The organism is Bacteroides sp. LFL-34 (assembly GCF_027257075.1).
Lineage (GTDB): Bacteria > Bacteroidota > Bacteroidia > Bacteroidales > Bacteroidaceae > Bacteroides > Bacteroides ovatus.
In genome coordinates, this window is record NZ_JAPQKZ010000009.1 from 65,960 (window position 1) to 83,830 (window position 17,871).

General features: G+C 40.8%; 15 protein-coding genes and 1 tRNA gene. 8 read left to right on the forward strand and 8 right to left on the reverse strand.

Features of this window, described 5'->3' with window-relative positions:
- Window positions 1–171: 171 nt before the first annotated feature.
- The gene (locus N5O98_RS07135) at window positions 172–1,380 is read left to right on the forward strand and encodes an ROK family transcriptional regulator (protein WP_004307234.1); all 1,209 of its coding nucleotides are present in this window, start codon (window positions 172–174) and stop codon (window positions 1,378–1,380) included.
- A gap of 221 nt (window positions 1,381–1,601) precedes the next feature.
- On the opposite strand, the gene N5O98_RS07140 is transcribed toward N5O98_RS07135, so the two are convergent.
- Both N5O98_RS07140 and N5O98_RS07145 read right to left on the reverse strand, forming a co-directional pair.
- A tRNA-Thr gene (locus N5O98_RS07140) sits at window positions 1,602–1,674 on the reverse strand.
- Between the two features lie 108 nt (window positions 1,675–1,782).
- Complete coding sequence (locus tag N5O98_RS07145; RefSeq protein ID WP_118161130.1) at window positions 1,783–3,825, reverse strand: toxin-antitoxin system YwqK family antitoxin; 2,043 nt, start codon at window positions 3,823–3,825, stop codon at window positions 1,783–1,785.
- A 212-nt stretch (window positions 3,826–4,037) separates the two neighbouring features.
- Here N5O98_RS07145 and N5O98_RS07150 point away from each other — a divergent pair, with 212 nt between their 5' ends.
- The 7 genes from N5O98_RS07150 to xpt all read left to right on the forward strand — a co-directional run bounded on the left by N5O98_RS07150 (window position 4,038) and on the right by xpt (window position 11,266).
- Entirely contained in the window at window positions 4,038–4,619 is a 582-nt protein-coding gene (locus N5O98_RS07150; protein ID WP_004297549.1) for an epoxyqueuosine reductase QueH, read from the forward strand.
- A gap of 27 nt (window positions 4,620–4,646) precedes the next feature.
- On the forward strand, window positions 4,647–5,525 hold the full coding sequence (locus N5O98_RS07155) for a DNA/RNA non-specific endonuclease (protein ID WP_004311464.1): 879 nt from the start codon (window positions 4,647–4,649) through the stop codon (window positions 5,523–5,525).
- Window positions 5,526–5,983: 458 nt separating this feature from the next.
- The gene (gene mltG, locus N5O98_RS07160) at window positions 5,984–7,021 is read left to right on the forward strand and encodes an endolytic transglycosylase MltG (protein WP_022199526.1); all 1,038 of its coding nucleotides are present in this window, start codon (window positions 5,984–5,986) and stop codon (window positions 7,019–7,021) included.
- Between the two features lie 83 nt (window positions 7,022–7,104).
- Entirely contained in the window at window positions 7,105–8,697 is a 1,593-nt protein-coding gene (locus tag N5O98_RS07165; protein WP_022199527.1) for a thiamine pyrophosphate-dependent enzyme, read from the forward strand.
- 3 nt (window positions 8,698–8,700) lie between these two features.
- Window positions 8,701–9,282, forward strand: coding sequence for an indolepyruvate oxidoreductase subunit beta (locus N5O98_RS07170; protein WP_022199528.1), 582 nt, complete (start codon window positions 8,701–8,703; stop codon window positions 9,280–9,282).
- Window positions 9,283–9,296: 14 nt separating this feature from the next.
- Window positions 9,297–10,604, forward strand: a complete 1,308-nt coding sequence (locus N5O98_RS07175; protein WP_004297543.1) for a phenylacetate--CoA ligase — start codon at window positions 9,297–9,299, stop codon at window positions 10,602–10,604.
- Window positions 10,605–10,693: 89 nt separating this feature from the next.
- Window positions 10,694–11,266, forward strand: coding sequence for a xanthine phosphoribosyltransferase (gene xpt / locus N5O98_RS07180; RefSeq protein ID WP_004297542.1), 573 nt, complete (start codon window positions 10,694–10,696; stop codon window positions 11,264–11,266).
- Between the two features lie 17 nt (window positions 11,267–11,283).
- Here xpt and N5O98_RS07185 read toward each other — a convergent pair whose 3' ends face one another.
- The 6 genes from N5O98_RS07185 to N5O98_RS07210 form a co-directional block, all read right to left on the reverse strand.
- The gene (locus tag N5O98_RS07185; RefSeq protein WP_118161158.1) at window positions 11,284–12,045 is read right to left on the reverse strand and encodes an EFR1 family ferrodoxin; all 762 of its coding nucleotides are present in this window, start codon (window positions 12,043–12,045) and stop codon (window positions 11,284–11,286) included.
- Window positions 12,046–12,404: 359 nt separating this feature from the next.
- Entirely contained in the window at window positions 12,405–12,755 is a 351-nt protein-coding gene (gene rplT, locus N5O98_RS07190; RefSeq protein ID WP_004297540.1) for a 50S ribosomal protein L20, read from the reverse strand.
- A gap of 98 nt (window positions 12,756–12,853) precedes the next feature.
- Entirely contained in the window at window positions 12,854–13,051 is a 198-nt protein-coding gene (rpmI, locus tag N5O98_RS07195; RefSeq protein WP_004297539.1) for a 50S ribosomal protein L35, read from the reverse strand.
- 69 nt (window positions 13,052–13,120) lie between these two features.
- Window positions 13,121–13,732: a translation initiation factor IF-3 gene (gene infC / locus N5O98_RS07200; protein ID WP_004307244.1), complete on the reverse strand. Its 612-nt coding sequence runs from the start codon at window positions 13,730–13,732 to the stop codon at window positions 13,121–13,123.
- A 72-nt stretch (window positions 13,733–13,804) separates the two neighbouring features.
- Window positions 13,805–15,745, reverse strand: a complete 1,941-nt coding sequence (gene thrS / locus N5O98_RS07205; protein WP_004297531.1) for a threonine--tRNA ligase — start codon at window positions 15,743–15,745, stop codon at window positions 13,805–13,807.
- An 82-nt stretch (window positions 15,746–15,827) separates the two neighbouring features.
- Window positions 15,828–17,858: a tetratricopeptide repeat protein gene (locus tag N5O98_RS07210; protein ID WP_004319106.1), complete on the reverse strand. Its 2,031-nt coding sequence runs from the start codon at window positions 17,856–17,858 to the stop codon at window positions 15,828–15,830.
- Window positions 17,859–17,871: the final 13 nt, after the last annotated feature.

Consider the following 17,871-nt stretch of genomic DNA (forward strand, 5'->3'; position numbering starts at 1 on the left):
TTTCATTTATTATATCCACAATCGTCCATAGCTACATTATCCTATATATAAATCCATTACATAGTATATAGGGAATATAACATTCAAGATATTCTAATTTTCAAGGTCTCAAAACCACGTATTAATAAAAAAATTAATTATCTTTGTGTGAATTACCAAATATACATAGTTATGAACCAACAATTCTTGAAAGAAATAGAAAAAGGCTCTAAAAGTGCTCTTGTCAAAAAGAGGATTATTACACATTATATATATAATGGAAGTTCTACAATTCCCGATCTTTCAAAAGAGCTGGATTTAAGTGTACCGACTGTCACCAAATTTATCGGTGAAATGTGTGATGACGGATATATTAATGATTATGGCAAATTGGAAACTAGTGGCGGACGCCATCCCAACCTCTATGGGCTTAATCCGGAATCCGGTTACTTTTTGGGTGTAGACATCAAAAGATTCGCCGTCAATATCGGACTGATAAATTTCAAAGGCGATATGGTAGAATTGAAAATGAATATACCTTATAAGTTTGAGAACTCAATCGAAGGGATGAATGAGTTATGCAAGCATATTCTCAATTTTATAAAGAAACTCACTATTAATAAAGAGAAGATCTTAAATATTAATGTAAATGTGTCGGGGCGTGTAAATCCTGAATCAGGGTATAGCTTCAGCCAATTCAATTTTGAGGAAAGGCCGTTGGCGGATGTATTATCCGAAAAATTGGGATATAAAGTAACCATTGATAATGACACGCGTGCCATGACTTATGGCGAATATATGCAAGGCTGCGTAAAAGGAGAAAAGGATATCATTTTTGTAAATGTAAGCTGGGGAGTAGGTATCGGAATTATTATTGATGGTAAGATTTATACCGGGAAATCCGGATTCTCCGGTGAATTTGGACACATGAGTGCTTATGATAATGAGATAATCTGCCATTGCGGGAAAAAAGGTTGTTTGGAGACGGAAGCTTCCGGATCGGCACTTCATCGTATCTTATTAGAGCGTATTCAAAGTGGGGAAAGTTCCATTCTATCTACACGAATCGCCACAGAGGAAAATCCGATCACTCTTGATGAGATCATTGCCGCTGTGAATAAAGAAGACCTGCTTTGCATTGAAATTGTAGAAGAAATCGGACAGAAACTAGGCAAACAGATTGCCGGGCTAATCAATATCTTCAACCCGGAACTGGTCATTATAGGTGGAACTTTATCTTTAACCGGCGATTATATCACCCAACCCATAAAAACAGCCGTACGCAAGTACTCTCTAAATCTGGTTAATAAAGATTCAGCCATCATCACATCTAAGCTGAAAGACAAAGCCGGCATCGTTGGCGCTTGTATGCTCGCACGCAGCAGAATGTTTGAAAGCTAGTTTTATCTTCTACGTTGGGAGAAAAAGTTATCTATAAAGCGAACGATATAGACTACGGCTACTCCGGCAACCACTAAAACAATAATACGACTCAACATAGATTACATTTTTATATTTCACATCTATTACATACGCAGGATTTCCCTTTTAAAATAAGAATAGGGAATCCTGTAAAAATTAGAACGCTGATTATTAATTAATAATCAGCGTTCTAATTTGAGAGCCGCTAGCCAGACTTGAACTGGCGACCTACGCGTTACGAATGCGTTGCTCTACCAACTGAGCTATAGCGGCGTTTGTCTCTCGTTTACGGCGTGCAAAATTACAGCTTTATTTGAGAAAACAAAAAGAATCCGATTATTTTTTGAGCTTAATTTTTAAATCAACTTTTGTTGACGTTATCTAAAACTTTTCTTTGCGTTCAAATTTTCCGTCCTCGGTATAGTACTTCCATGTACCCTTCGGTTTATTATTTGCATACTTTCCACGAAGTTTCAATGTCCCATCTTCATAATATTCGCGGTAACGACCATGGCGTTTCCCTTCTTTTACTTCCGCTTCACTCTTCAATGCTCCCTCCGGATAAAACTCCCGTAAAACGTTTCCTTCAAACTTTTCGATATAGAAACGTTTCAGTTCGCTCATCTGCTCTTTTTCGGTCTCTGCATCTTCGTTCATTTCCTTATCATCTTCATCGGTAGCAATAGCAACGTCAACCTCTTCCAGTTGATATGGGCTATAATCCATCACATACTGCAAAGAAGCCGACTGATCCTCTCCTATAATCTGCATAGTCCAGTAAGGAAATGAATACAAAACGTCTTTGTTTGATTGTATTTCATTCCATGTAGCAGGATTCATCATCGGTTTCAACTGGGAATAAAACTTGCGCACATCTGTATATAAGAAAATAGTAGAACTTGATTTTAAATATGACAGTGCATTTTCAAAACCCGGATTATTTTTTAATAAATTCTTCTGCTCGTAATCTTCTACAAAGGAAAGTAAAGAAGCAGCTTTATTACTAAAAACTACATAATCGTCAACATAAGTATAGTATGGCTTCTCAAATTTATCAAATAGCTTTCCAAAGAACAAGCGAAAAAAGCCTTTCATTTCGACATAATTAATCTCGAAATCCTTATAATTAGCAGTCTTAATCTTAACTGGAGTACGTCGCTTAATCTTCTTTTCAATGAATTCCATGTTCTTACGGGCATCTTTAATACTTTTAGCCCTGATAGCCAGAATCAGTTCGGGATCATGTCCTAACAAACCTGGTTCGGATTGGGTAATAGCAAACTCTCCTGACATCCAACTCAAAAAGTTTTCTTCCAAAGATATACCGAATAACCCTTCTATCTTTTTCCGGGAACTTTGATAAGAATCATACAACTGTTTATTGTGAACCGACAGTGCATTCTCCAGTTCCTTTACAAAGGTCACCGGACTATTGAAACCTATATTCGTATAAAGAGCTGTCCGCCCGGACAGAATCTCATGTGCTTTCATTTTATGTTTTCCCGAATTCAACAAAGCAGTGACATAAGGATCGGCAGAATCTTTTTTCAATGTATATCCTTTCACTTCCATCCGCTCCTTATTCGTATTTAAATAAAGTCTGGCAAAATTCATGGAATTGCTAAACAGATCAATGTACTCATTTCTTGTACCTAAATAAATAGACATAAATTGAGGTACACGCGCATAATTGACAAAGACTCTGACAAGTCCCTTACCGGAAACCAACTTCTCTGTTTCAATAAAAGACTGATCAAGCCCGATTTTAGGTTTATTACGCGAATCAATAGCCGACTCGACAAGTCCGGATGTGTATGAACCAACCAAATGATTATCGACAAAAGCAATATAGAAAATATCCCTCGTCTCGGAATCGCGCATTTCAAGGATATTAATGCTATTATGCATCCGATTAGTCACAGTAAAACCACTCATAACCAATACGGTTTCAACCTGGTCTTTCAATAAGTCCATCTTTGATGTCTTCTGCATATCCAAGATAAGCAAAAAATCCCACTCTGTGGCACGAGTCTTATGAAGCGAAATAAGCATATCCCGTTCACCGACAAGCGACAATAATACCTTATTGCTTTTAACAACGGAATCCAGCTTCTCCACACTTTTCGTCACCTCCTCAAAAGATTTCGCTTTCTTCAGGCATTGCCACGTCTCGCTTCCACTAAACTTCTCCCAATCTTCAATCGGAGCCGATGACTGAATAATAAATGCCGCATCTTCCGGAACCAGATAGATCTGCTGAATATTACGATCAGGTGAGACAAATAAATAAACTACGGAATATACAACATATACCGCCAAAGCCAATGCAGCCACAACTAAAGTTCTCTTCACTATTTTCGAGGTACTTTTTTTCTTCTCCGGGCCTGCATTTTGCTCTCCTTGCCCGCAATTTAATTCATTCATTATTGAGTTGTTATAAACTTGAATGGACAAAAATAGTAAAAAAGATGAGATTAATTAGTTAATTCATACTCATTTAGTGAATTAGTTCAATAAACAAGATTTTATAAAAAACAGTATAAAGGAGATATCCTTCCTCCTATTTTTATAAAAAACTATTCTGAATAAAGCATAAACCATTGACTCGTATCGTAAATATGTATTAACTTTACAGCATGAAAAAGAAATTCCAACTCGAAGTTCCGGGAGGAGCCGATAAAGTCTTACTTCATACCTGTTGTGCTCCTTGTTCATCAGCCATTATTGAATGTATGATGCAACATCACATCACCCCTGTTATCTATTATTGCAATCCTAACATCTATCCGCTGGAAGAGTATATGATAAGAAAAGACGAATGTACACGCTATGCCCAATCATTGGGATTGGAGATAATAGATGCTGATTACGATCATGAAAACTGGCGATGCCATATAGCAGGAATGGAGCAGGAACCCGAAAGAGGAGGACGCTGCCTACGTTGCTTTAAACTACGCTTATTGGAGACCGCCCGTTATGCGCATGAACATGGCCTTTCCGTAATAACCACAACGCTTGCTTCCAGTCGTTGGAAAAGTCTGGAGCAGATTAATGAAGCCGGACAATATGCCACCGCTTCATACCCGGATGTCACATACTGGGAACAGAATTGGCGGAAAGGCGGACTTAGCGAACGACGTATCGCCATTATTAAAGAGTATAACTTCTACAACCAACAATATTGCGGTTGTGAATTCAGCATGAGAAAAGAAGAATAAAACAAACCCGCCATTACTAGCTAACCAATGAATCGAAGTAAAAAAGGTAAAAACAGAAAGCTATTCAAAAAGAAATCACATTCCAATAACAGATTAGGATGTATCATCGCCATCATTGTGCTCATTCCTATTCTTTTTGGCGTCTATTTATATTGCCAACAGATTAATACCCAGAATAATAATGAACCGCAAACCGATATCTCCCTTCAAATTCCACTTGGCAAAGATCTGGAGACACCCATACCATTAGTTCCCCGGCAAGAACAAATAATCCGGCATAGCGGATATACCGTATCATATAACAAAGATTTAAAAATACCCAACTGGGTCTCTTACGAATTAACCCGGGAAGAAACCAAAGGAAAAGAAAAAAGAGGCAATCGTTTTATTGCCGACCCATTAGTGACAGGCCCGATTGCAACCAATACTGACTACACCCGTTCAGGATACGACAAAGGACACATGGCGCCTGCTGCAGATATGAAATGGAGTCCTGAAGCCATGAAAGAATCATTCTATTTCAGCAATATGTGTCCCCAACATCCCCAGTTAAATAGAAGAGGATGGAAAAATCTGGAAGAAAAAATCCGGAATTGGGCTATAGCAGATAGTGCCATTATTATTATATGTGGACCTATTATTGAAAAACAGCCTAAAACGATTGGGAAAAATAAGGTCGTAGTACCTCAACGGTTTTTCAAAGTAGTCCTATCTCCTTTTGCCAAACCGATACGGGCTATCGGCTTCTTATTCAACAATGAGCAGGCAGTAGAACCTCTATCTTCATATGTAGTCACAGTGGATAGCATCGAGAGCCTGACTAATATGGATTTCTTCGCACCTTTACCCGATGAGATAGAAAACAAAATAGAAGCAAATGCAAATTATTCCCTCTGGCCGAACTAAGTAGCAAAACTCGTTTCTCTGAAATGAATTCATTTCCCTATGCCAATGGCATTCTAGTTACAAACAGACTTGCACTTCAATAAAAGGGAGTTGTTGTATTACTCTCAAGGTTTCACATTGTAACGTCAAGAGATTGTCTTATTCCCACATATTGTGGGAAAGTATTCTCTTATTTTATGAGAAAACATTCCCATATATTGCGAGAAAATAGTCCCACAATATATTGGAATAATGGAACTACGCTGGAAACAAAAAGATAATTGCAATGAATGCCAAGCAGCACAATAAGCAACTGAATAAATCAAGCAAGGCAAACGCAACGTGAAAGAATGGATTCATTACCGCATCGAAAGAAAACATACTTTTGATATAGTCTTCTTATGATTCATCCTAAAAAGAGAACACTCCTATCCAAATTCTTTTTATCTTTGACGAACTTTTTAAATACACCTCAAAAGATGAAGAAAAAAAAGAGAAATATTCTACTATCAATTCTAATCGGAGCATTCCTCCTTTGTGCAGTTGCCGGAGGCACCTTTTATTATTATCTGTTTGCCCCCCAATTTCACCCATCTAAAACCGTATATATTTATGTAGACCGGGATGATACTGCCGATTCTATCTACCATAAAATAAAAGAATTCGGGCATGTCAATAAGTTCACCGGATTCCAGTGGATGGCAAAATACAAGGATTTCGATCAGAATATCCATACCGGTCGTTATGCCATTCGCCCCAATGACAATGTTTATCATGTATATAGCCGTTTTTCCAGAGGTTATCAGGAGCCTATGAACCTTACTATCGGAAGCGTCCGGACATTAGACCGGTTAGCACGAAGCATTGGAAAACAACTCATGATAGACTCTGCCGAAATCGCCAGCCAGTTATTCGACTCTACTTTCCAGGCTCAAATGGGATACACAACCATAACACTCCCCAGCTTTTTCATACCGGAAACCTATCAGGTATATTGGGACATGAGCGTAGACGATTTCTTTAAACGAATGAAGAATGAGCACGAACGCTTCTGGAACAAAGAACGTCTGGCACAAGCCACCGCTATCGGCATGACACCGGAAGAAGTCAGCACTCTTGCTTCCATCGTCGAAGAAGAAACCAACAACAACGAAGAAAAGCCAATAGTAGCCGGATTATATATCAACCGTTTACATCAAGATATGCCTTTGCAGGCAGATCCTACCATCAAATTTGCACTACAGGATTTCGGTCTGCGCCGAATCACCAACGAAAATTTAAAAGTCGACTCCCCCTATAACACCTACATAAATACCGGACTGCCTCCAGGCCCCATCCGTATCCCTTCTAAAAAGGGAATAGACAGCGTATTAAACTATACCAAACATAACTATATCTACATGTGTGCTAAAGAAGATTTTTCCGGAACTCACAACTTTGCATCCAATTATGCTGACCACATGGCAAATGCAAGAAAATACTGGAAAGCCCTGAATGAAAGAAAGATTTTCAAGTAAATTTGTGATAAAACGAACGGAAAAGCCTATCTTTGCCCGATAGATTAACAAACTGTGATCAACACTAAATAAAAGAAATATATATGAGCAAGCAACTCTTACTTGGCGATGAAGCCATTGCACAAGCTGCACTGGATGCCGGACTTTCAGGTGTTTATGCCTATCCTGGTACTCCTTCAACTGAAATTACGGAATATATTCAAATGGCCCCAATAACGACCGAACAGAATATACACAACCGTTGGTGCGCCAATGAAAAAACAGCGATGGAAGCTGCGTTGGGTATGTCATTCGTTGGTAAACGGGCATTAGTTTGTATGAAGCACGTAGGTATGAATGTAGCTGCCGACTGTTTTGTCAACTCTGCCATCACAGGCGTGAAAGGCGGATTGATCGTGATAGCAGCAGACGACCCCAGTATGCACTCTTCGCAGAACGAACAAGACAGCCGTTTCTACGGAGATTTCTCACTGATTCCCATGTACGAACCCAGCAATCAGCAGGAAGCGTATGATATGGTATACAGTGGTTTTGAATTCTCTGAAAAATTGGGCGAACCTATCTTGATGCGTATGGTAACCCGCCTTGCACACTCCCGCTCTGGAGTAGAACGCAAAGCGCAAAAGCCACAGAATGGCATCTCTTTCAGCGAAGATCCTCGTCAGTTCATCTTGTTACCTGGAAATGCCCGTAAACGCTACAAAGTATTACTTGCCCACCAAGACGAGTTTATCAAAGCTTCGGAAGAATCACCTTATAATAAATATACAGATGGTCCTAACAAAAAGTTAGGAATTATCGCTTGTGGCATCGGCTACAACTATCTGATGGAAAACTATCCTGAAGGTTGCGAATATCCGGTACTTAAAATCGGCCAGTATCCATTGCCTAAAAAGCAATTACATCAATTGATTGAATCCTGTGACGAAATCCTCGTTCTGGAAGACGGACAACCATTTGTAGAAAAACAATTGAAAGGTTATCTGGGCATCAGCGTTAAAGTAAAAGGACGCTTGGATGGCACTCTGTCACAGGATGGAGAATTAAATCCGGACTCTGTAGCCCGCGCCGTAGGCAAAGAGAATAAATCGGAATTCGGCATTCCTTCTGTCGTAGAAATGCGTCCGCCTGCACTTTGCGAAGGTTGCGGACATCGCGATATGTATATCACACTAACCGAAGTTCTGAAAGAAGAATACCCATCTCATAAAGTATTCAGCGACATCGGCTGTTACACGCTAGGCGCGAATGCTCCTTTCAATGCAATCAACTCATGCGTAGACATGGGCGCCTCCATCACGATGGCGAAAGGTGCGGCTGACGGAGGTCTTTTCCCGGCTGTAGCTGTCATCGGAGACTCCACATTCACCCATTCCGGAATGACCGGACTATTAGATTGTGTGAACGAGAATGCCAGTGTAACCATCGTCATCTCCGACAATGAAACTACCGCCATGACAGGTGGACAGGACTCTGCCGGAACCGGACGTATCGAAGCGATCTGTGCAGGTATCGGAGTAGATCCGGCTCATATCCGCGTCGTTACTCCGTTGAAGAAAAACTATGAGGAGATGAAGCAAATCATTCGCGAAGAGATCGAATACCGTGGTGTATCTGTCATTATTCCACGTAGAGAGTGTATCCAGACATTAGCACGCAAAAAAAGAAGTAAGTAAGCCATGAAGAAAGACATTATATTATCAGGAGTCGGTGGACAGGGAATTCTGTCTATTGCTACAGTGATCGGCAAAGCTGCCTTGAAAGAAGGATTATATATGAAACAAGCAGAAGTGCACGGAATGAGCCAACGCGGAGGAGATGTTCAATCCAACCTCCGTATCAGCGACCAGCCGATTGCTTCAGACTTGATCCCATCAGGTAAATGCGACCTTATCATTTCATTGGAACCCATGGAAGGATTGCGCTACCTCCCTTATCTTAGCCCTAACGGTTGGTTAGTGACTAACGAAACTCCGTTTGTCAATATCCCCAATTATCCGGAAGCAGACAAAGTAATGGCAGAAATCAATAAGCTGCCTCACAAAATTGTGTTGAACGTAGACAAAGTAGCCAAAGAAGTAGGCTCCGCCCGCGTTGCCAACATAGTCTTACTGGGAGCAACCATTCCATTCCTTGACATCGACTACGGAAAAGTACAAGACAGCATCCGTGAAATCTTCCTGCGCAAGGGAGAAGCAATTGTAGAAATGAATCTTAAAGCATTGGCTGCCGGCAAGGAAATTGCAGAAAAGCTAATGTAATAACAGGCATTATCATGAATACACAATACTGGGAAGAAGAACTAGAAACCATGAGCCGGGAGAAGTTGCAGGAATTACAACTTCGACGGCTTAAGAAAACAATCAATATAGCTGCAAACTCCCCATATTACAAAGAAGTTTTCAGCAAACATGGCATCACTGCAGATAGCATACAATCATTAGACGATATCCGCAAATTGCCCTTTACTACCAAAGCCGATATGCGTGCCCACTATCCTTTCGGGCTGGTAGCAGGTGATATGAGCAATGATGGTGTACGTATTCACTCTTCTAGTGGTACTACCGGAAACCCGACAGTTATTGTTCATTCACAGCACGATCTCGACTCCTGGGCCAATCTGGTAGCCCGCTGCCTGTACGCAGTAGGAATACGCAAGACCGACGTCTTCCAAAACAGCTCCGGATACGGTATGTTTACAGGAGGGTTAGGCTTCCAATACGGTGCAGAACGCCTGGGCTGTCTGACAGTCCCTGCCGCAGCCGGAAACAGTAAACGACAGATTAAATTCATCAACGACTTCAAGACTACCGCTTTACATGCTATCCCCAGCTATGCCATCCGCCTTGCCGAAGTCTTTCAGGAAGAAGGCCTTGATCCCAAAGGAACCACACTGAAAACGCTGGTTATCGGTGCTGAACCTCACACCGACGAACAACGCCGGAAAATAGAAAAGATGCTGGGCGTAAAAGCATACAACAGCTTCGGTATGACAGAAATGAACGGTCCCGGTGTTGCTTTCGAATGTCAGGAACAAAACGGAATGCACTTCTGGGAAGACTGTTATCTGGTAGAAATTATCGATCCGGAAACAGGAGAACCCGTTCAGGAAGGAGAAATCGGAGAATTAGTACTTACGACTCTCGACCGGGAGATGATGCCGTTAATCCGCTATCGCACCCGTGACTTAACCCGTATTCTTCCGGGAAAATGCCCCTGCGGCCGCACGCACATCCGTATTGATCGTATCAAGGGACGCAGTGATGATATGTTCATTATCAAGGGAGTAAATATCTTCCCGATGCAAGTAGAAAAGATACTCGTACAATTTCCCGAATTAGGCAGCAATTACCTGATTACACTGGAAACAGTCAACAACCAAGACGAGATGATCGTCGAAGTAGAATTAAGCGACCTTTCCACTGACAATTATATTGAACTGGAGAAGATCCGCAAGGATATAACCCGCCAATTAAAGGATGAAATATTGGTAACTCCCAAAGTTAAACTGGTAAAAAAAGGCTCTCTCCCGCAAAGCGAAGGAAAAGCCGTCCGAGTAAAAGACTTAAGAGACAACAAGTAACAATTCAAATTTCCATGTGCTAATATACCAACCGCTGTTCACCATGCGGAATGGAATATTAGCACATTATTTAATTAATATCATACAGCATGCAATTACTTAAAAAAAGAATTCTGCAAGACGGAAAGTGCTACGAAGGAGGTATCCTGAAAGTAGACGGTTTTATTAATCATCAAATGGACCCTGTCCTGATGAAATCAATCGGAGTTGAGTTTGTCCGCCGTTTTGCAGCCACAAACGTAAATAAGATTATGACGATCGAAGCCAGCGGCATCGCCCCTGCTATCATGACAGGCTACCTGATGGATTTACCAGTTGTATTTGCAAAGAAAAAGTCTCCTAAAACCATCCAGAATGCACTAAGCACCACCGTGCACTCATTCACTAAAGATCGTGATTATGAAGTCGTTATCAGTGCCGATTTCCTCACTCCAAATGACAATGTTCTTTTCGTGGATGACTTCCTCGCGTATGGCAATGCCGCATTAGGCATTATCGACCTCATCAAGCAATCCGGAGCAAACTTGGTAGGAATGGGATTCATTATTGAAAAAGCCTTCCAAAATGGGCGTAAAAAACTTGAGGAGCAAAGCGTCAGAGTAGAAAGCCTGGCTATCATTGAAGACTTATCCAATTGCTGCATTAAAATCAAAGACGAGTAGATTAATTGGCGAGTAGATTAATTAGGATTGAAATACTGCCCTTTATCTTTCGTTCTTTTCCCATATTGCACCGCATGCTGCGGACAAACATGATAACATGCCAGGCATGAGGTGCAATCCATCCCCCAAACAGGCTTTCTGCCCATCATCATAATATTCCCTACCGGACAACTCTTCTCACAACGCTTACATCCAATACAAGCATCCGTAGTATAAAAATTCCCGGGAGACATCTGAAAGCGATTAAATAAAGGATTGATAATCCTCGTCTTAATAAAAGGAATACTCCCTTCATGACAAAGAAACAACTCCTCTCTCCTACTTATTGAAGCATTTATTTGATTGAGAGTCGGAATAGCATCTGCCAGTTTTTTCTCCTCCAATTCTTTCTTATCTACGTCAAAACCGGGAAGCAATACATAATTATTGGGCATAGTCACAGAAAAGCCTGCATGACACTTCCAGCCTTTATGACTCAAAGCCTTCTCCAGCACCTGCTGCGTAAGCCCGGTATCATCCCCACAGGAACAAACAAAAAACAAATATTGTCTTTTATACCCCTTTAAAGAGAGTTGCCGAATAAAATTAAGTACGATTTCAGGAGGAGCCCACGAATAGATAGGAAATACAAAACCGATCTTTTCATCTGCCTGCAAACTAAACTCCAATGCTTCATTCTTTAGCGCATCGGGAATAAAAACCAACTCTTCTTTTTGCTCTTTGGAAAGCTGATTTGCAATCCACTTAGAATTACCTGTACCGGAGAAATAAAATATCATAGAAAAGTATATAAAAAAAGCCGCATCGACGATGTGATGAAACTCTGATAGAACAAGATTTGAGCGCTCGCCCTCTTTGTAATCCACCGGCTTAAAGCTGTCCCGAAGGATGTGGCCCGCCATTGAAGAACGAAGCTTTCTCGGTGCATCAGATTAATTTGAAGAGTTTCCCGATCCAGTCGATACGGCTAATATTTTTGTATCACAAATGTAATAAGAATCTATGAGACTAACAAGAAAAAAAAGGAATTTGTTTACCTACTAACATTTTTTTCACTCCCTTTTATCCGCCTAACAAAAGAAAAGTGTCAGTTACTAGCTTAGTAACTGACACTTTGTAACTCGTAAACTATTGATGCTTAAGCAGCTTTAGCTTTAGCAACTACAGCTTTGAAAGCTTCCGGGTGATTCATAGCTAAATCAGCCAAAACCTTACGGTTTATTTCAATACCGGCTTTGTGCAGACCGCCCATCAATTTAGAATAAGACATTCCTTCAAGACGTGCAGCAGCGTTGATACGTTGTATCCAAAGAGCGCGGAAGTTTCTTTTCTTATTTCTACGGTCACGGAACGCGTAAGTCAAACCCTTTTCCCAAGTGTTTTTAGCTACGGTCCATACATTCTTTCTTGCACCAAAGTAACCTCTGGTCAATTTCAAAATTTTCTTTCTTCTTGCTTTTGAAGCAACATGATTTACTGATCTTGGCATAGTTTTACTTTTTTTGAATGTTAGCGCCGCTACTTCACGCAGCGAACTTCAGGCTAATGCATTCGGTTAATACTTTAATAATACTTTTACGCTTTTGATTACTTCATTGCTAAGAGTTCCTTAACCTGGCTTACATTTGTTGTATCAACAGTTGTAGAGTAGCACAGATTTCTTTTTCTCTTCTTGGATTTCTTAGTCAAAATGTGACTGTGAAAAGCGTGCTTTCTTTTGATTTTACCTGTTCCGGTAAGGGTAAACCTTTTTTTAGAACCGGAGTTAGTCTTCATCTTTGGCATCTTACTTGTTTTTAAATTATTAAATATATAATGGCAACGCACTATACCTGCGCGTTACGCATCCTTTTCTTATTCTTCGCTCGTTTCCGGCTTCTCTGCTTTTTGTGCAGGAGCAGCAGGTTTCGGTGCTCCGGCCGTTGCAGGCTTTTTAGGAGCTTCTTTCTTCTTCGGAGAAAGCTGGATAGTCATACGCTTACCTTCCAATATCGGCATCTGATCCACTTTTGCATAGTCTTCCAAATCATTCGCAAAACGAAGCAACAATACTTCACCTTGTTCCTTAAAAAGGATAGAACGACCTTTAAAGAATACATAAGCCTTCACCTTATCACCGTCTTCCAAGAATCCTTTAGCATGTTTCAACTTAAAGTTGTAATCATGGTCATCTGTCTGGGGACCAAAACGAATCTCCTTCACATTAACCTTCACCTGCTTCGCTTTCTGTTCCTTCTGACGTTTCTTTAATTGATAAAGAAATTTAGAATAATCAATAATACGACAAACAGGGGGTTGAGCATTAGGAGAAATTTCCACTAAATCCAATTCTTTTTCTTCAGCCATTTTCAGAGCCTGAAAGATTGGATATACTTTCGGTTCAATATCATCGCTTACTATGCGAACTTCCTTGGCACGAATCTGTTCATTGATTCTGTATTGCCCTTTTAGAGTGTCATTCTTCATTAAAAACGTTTACTTCCTAGTTTGATCTTTTTATTGTTATACTAAATATTTTATTTTGAAACGGCTGCAAAGTTACCATTTATTTATCATATTCTGAACTTCTTCGTTCAAAATTTTAGCAAATTCTTCAAATTTCATGGTTCCTTTGTCACCTTCGCCTTGTCTACGAACAGAAACTTCACCATTTTCAGCCTCTTTTTCACCGACAATCAGCATATAAGGAATGCGCTTCATTTCATTATCACGAATCTTGCGGCCGATCTTCTCGTTACGATCATCTACAATCGCACGGATTTCGTGTATTTTCAGATACATCTTCACCTGTTCTGCATATTCATTGAACTTCTCACTGATCGGCAGAATAACTACCTGTTCCGGTGTCAGCCACAATGGGAACTTACCGGCAGTGTGCTCAATCAATACAGCAACAAAACGTTCCATTGATCCGAACGGAGCACGGTGAATCATCACCGGACGATGCTTCTGATTATCAGAGCCCATATATTCAAGTTCAAAGCGTTCCGGCAAGTTGTAGTCAACCTGGATAGTACCCAGCTGCCAACGACGACCGATAGCGTCTTTCACCATAAAGTCAAGCTTAGGACCATAAAAAGCAGCTTCTCCATACTCAATCTTAGCAGGCAAGCCCTTCTCCGCACAAGCCTCGATAATAGCCTGTTCCGCTTTTTCCCAGTTATCATCGCTACCAATATACTTTTCACGGTTCACTTTATCACGCAAAGATATCTGTGCTTCAAAATTCTGGAAATCCATAGAACGGAACACAATAGATATAATATCCATCACACGAAGGAACTCATCTTTCACCTGCTCCGGACGACAGAAGATATGCGCATCATCCTGCGTAAAGCTACGAACACGAGTTAAACCATGTAACTCTCCACTTTGTTCATAACGACAAACCGTACCAAATTCAGCTATACGCAACGGAAGGTCTTTATAAGAACGTGGGAAGTTTTTGTAAATCTCACAGTGGTGAGGACAGTTCATTGGTTTCAAGAAATACTCTTCCCCCTCTTCCGGAGTATGGATAGGTTGGAAAGCATCCTTGCCATATTTTGCATAGTGACCCGAAGTCACATACAGCAACTTATTACCGATTGGCGGAGTAATCACCTCCTGATAATCGTAACGTGTCTGGATACGACGTAAGAACTCCTGCAGACGCAGACGCAATGCAGTACCTTTCGGCAACCACATAGGAAGTCCCTTACCTACAGTTTCGGAGAACATAAACAACTGCATCTCCTTACCAATCTTACGATGGTCACGCTTCTTCGCTTCTTCCAATAACACCAGATATTCATCCAGCATTTTCTTCTTCGGGAACGTGATACCATAAATACGAGTCAGCATCTTACGATCTTCATGACCACGCCAATAAGCACCAGCCACTGAAGTCAACTTAATAGCCTTGATCGGAGCAGTCGTCATCAAGTGAGGACCACGACAAAGGTCAGTAAATGCACCCTGGGTATAAGTCGTAATGTGTCCGTCTTCCAGTTCAGAAATCAATTCACATTTATATGTTTCGCCACGATCACCAAACATTTTCAGAGCATCCGTTTTTGCGATGCTTTTTCTGACTACGTCTTCTTTCTTTGCAGCCAGTTCCAACATTTTAGCTTCAATGGCAGGAAGGTCGCTTTCTTTAATTACCGCTTCACCCGGATCCACATCATAGTAGAATCCGTTTTCAATAGCCGGTCCGATACCAAACTGGATACCCGGATAAAGTTCCTGCAAAGCTTCCGCCAACAAGTGTGCACTTGTATGCCAGAATGCATGCTTACCTTCTTCATCATCCCATTTATAAAGAACGAAATTAGCATCTTCATTAATAGGACGTCCTAAATCATAAGTCTCGCCGTTCACGCCACATGCCAGCACTTCCTGTGCCAGACGCGAGCTGATACTTTCAGCAATCTGTAAACCGTTCACTCCTTCGTTATACTCACGAACGGAGCCATCGGGAAATGTTATCTTTATCATAATATGATGATGTTATATTTTCATAATTTGAACGCAAAAGTAACTAAATCTTTTGAGTTTTCTATTTTTTATCAAAAGAATGTTATTCCGATTGATCTGTAAAACGTTTGATAACATTATAAGCAGAAACAATCCCCAACTCACCGGCTTTACTCAAATCTGAAATGCCCAGCTTATTATTTCCTAAGAAAATGTGAGTCAGTCCACGATTGAAATAAGCATCCGCAAAATCAGGATTTAGCTCGATCGCCTTATCGTAGTCAATAATTGCGGCACGGTAATCTTTCAACATGGCAGAAACATTAGCACGATTATAATATGCGTACACAAAGTCCGGAGCCAGATTAATCACCTTATCCAAATCTTTTCTCACCACCTCATAATCTACCGCGGTAATCTCTTTACGCTTATTATCGCCAGGAACAACATCTGTTTCGACAGCTTGTTCAGCCTTCTGATATTCCAACTGTTTACAACGAATCAATGCACGCATAAAATATGCCGGGAAGAAATCACCATCCAGCAAGATCGTCTGGGTCAAATCAGAAACCGCACTCGAGAAGTCCTGCACCAGATAAAAATCAATCGCACGGGCAAAACGTTTCGAAGCATTCTTGTCATCTTCCACAATCGCCGATGTGTGTGTATCAATCAAGGCAAAATGCACCTTCACCTGTTCTTCCGTCAATGGAGCTTCCATATTTGTGATACGAAGACGTTTCGGAAGTATACCCGTACGGTTCAAGTCTTCAATATATTTGTGGAAGTTCACCGAACGTTTCACGTCACTCATCTTCTCATAATAAGTCAAAGCGAACATCGGTTCCAGCGTTATATTTACATTCTTATCCTGCACACGACCACGATAATCACTTGTATAGCGTTGTTCGGCTTCAGAATCATCCGCAATCACTATCTTACGATAGTTATTCATATTCTTATCGGATTTCTTACGGGTCTTCTCTCCGCCTTCCTCATCATTTTCCTTATCCTTGTTCTGTGCTACATCTTTGTTCGTCACACCGTTCTGCTTGTCGATCTGCGCCTTCATGACTTTAAATTCATCCTGCTCCGCACCCTTCTTATCTCCAATCTTTCTGCGAGCTTCCGAACGCTGATAGTATCCGGCCAGGAAGTTCGGATACTGATTGATAACAGTTGTGTAATCTTGTATAGCCCCGCGATAATCACCCGTTTGCGCACGCAGCAAACCACGGTTAAAGACAGCCATCATATTATCCGGCTCCATCTTGATAACAAAGTCGAAGTCTTCGATAGCCCGGTTATCATCTCCTACCTGTGCACGTAACAAACCGCGGTTATAATGACCGATAAAGTTATTCGGATCAATATCCAATGCCAGATCATAATCGCTCATGGCACCTCTTAAATTATTCTGATGAAAACGAGCCAATGCACGGTTTATATAATTTCCAGCATTCTTAGCACTCAACGGAATAGCACGGTTGAAATCCGCTTCCGCTTCCGCATACTTAGCCTGTTGTAATTTAACAATCGCTCTTGCAGCCCAAGCATCCGGATCATATTTATCCAGTTCAAGCGCCTTATTGAAGTCATTCAAGGCAGCAATCGTATCTTTCTGTTGTAAAGACACTTCCCCCCTCATCAAATAAGCACGGGTATAGCGTGGAGACACCTTCAACAAGCTTTCCAAATCCTCTTTCGCAGCATTATAATCCTTCTTCTGGATATGAGATAATGTCAGGTTATGCCATAAAGTAATATTCTCCGGATCATAATGCAATGCTTTCTTATAATCCTCAATCGCTCCATCAAATTTACTCTGACGAATCCTTGCCAAACCACGAATCTGATAAGCACCCACCACAAATGGATTGCGTTGGATAGCTGCATCACAGTCTGCTTCAGCACCCTGAAAATCCTCCAGATTCAGTTTAGCCAATGCCCTGAAGAAATAAGGTTCATACAGATAAGGCTTAGCGTTAATAACCTGGTTAAAATACTGAATAGAAAGTACATAGTCCTCAAAATAAAGAGCGTTTCGGGCAATAGTCATCACCCGATCCGTATTTATTTGAGCACACACCAGCGTTGGGAACAGTAATAAAACTGTTAAGATTCTTTTTACCATTGATATTTTATGC

Coding starts and splice junctions, on each gene's coding strand:
- mltG (WP_022199526.1), top strand. CDS start 5,984: ATGAAGAAAAAAAAGAGAAATATTCTACTATCAATTCTAATCGGAGCA.
- xpt (WP_004297542.1), top strand. CDS start 10,694: ATGCAATTACTTAAAAAAAGAATTCTGCAAGACGGAAAGTGCTACGAA.
- N5O98_RS07150 (WP_004297549.1), top strand. CDS start 4,038: ATGAAAAAGAAATTCCAACTCGAAGTTCCGGGAGGAGCCGATAAAGTC.
- infC (WP_004307244.1), bottom strand. CDS start 13,732: ATGAAGAATGACACTCTAAAAGGGCAATACAGAATCAATGAACAGATT.
- rpmI (WP_004297539.1), bottom strand. CDS start 13,051: ATGCCAAAGATGAAGACTAACTCCGGTTCTAAAAAAAGGTTTACCCTT.
- N5O98_RS07210 (WP_004319106.1), bottom strand. CDS start 17,858: ATGGTAAAAAGAATCTTAACAGTTTTATTACTGTTCCCAACGCTGGTG.
- N5O98_RS07165 (WP_022199527.1), top strand. CDS start 7,105: ATGAGCAAGCAACTCTTACTTGGCGATGAAGCCATTGCACAAGCTGCA.
- N5O98_RS07170 (WP_022199528.1), top strand. CDS start 8,701: ATGAAGAAAGACATTATATTATCAGGAGTCGGTGGACAGGGAATTCTG.
- N5O98_RS07135 (WP_004307234.1), top strand. CDS start 172: ATGAACCAACAATTCTTGAAAGAAATAGAAAAAGGCTCTAAAAGTGCT.
- N5O98_RS07145 (WP_118161130.1), bottom strand. CDS start 3,825: ATGAATGAATTAAATTGCGGGCAAGGAGAGCAAAATGCAGGCCCGGAG.
- N5O98_RS07155 (WP_004311464.1), top strand. CDS start 4,647: ATGAATCGAAGTAAAAAAGGTAAAAACAGAAAGCTATTCAAAAAGAAA.
- rplT (WP_004297540.1), bottom strand. CDS start 12,755: ATGCCAAGATCAGTAAATCATGTTGCTTCAAAAGCAAGAAGAAAGAAA.
- N5O98_RS07185 (WP_118161158.1), bottom strand. CDS start 12,045: ATGATATTTTATTTCTCCGGTACAGGTAATTCTAAGTGGATTGCAAAT.
- N5O98_RS07175 (WP_004297543.1), top strand. CDS start 9,297: ATGAATACACAATACTGGGAAGAAGAACTAGAAACCATGAGCCGGGAG.
- thrS (WP_004297531.1), bottom strand. CDS start 15,745: ATGATAAAGATAACATTTCCCGATGGCTCCGTTCGTGAGTATAACGAA.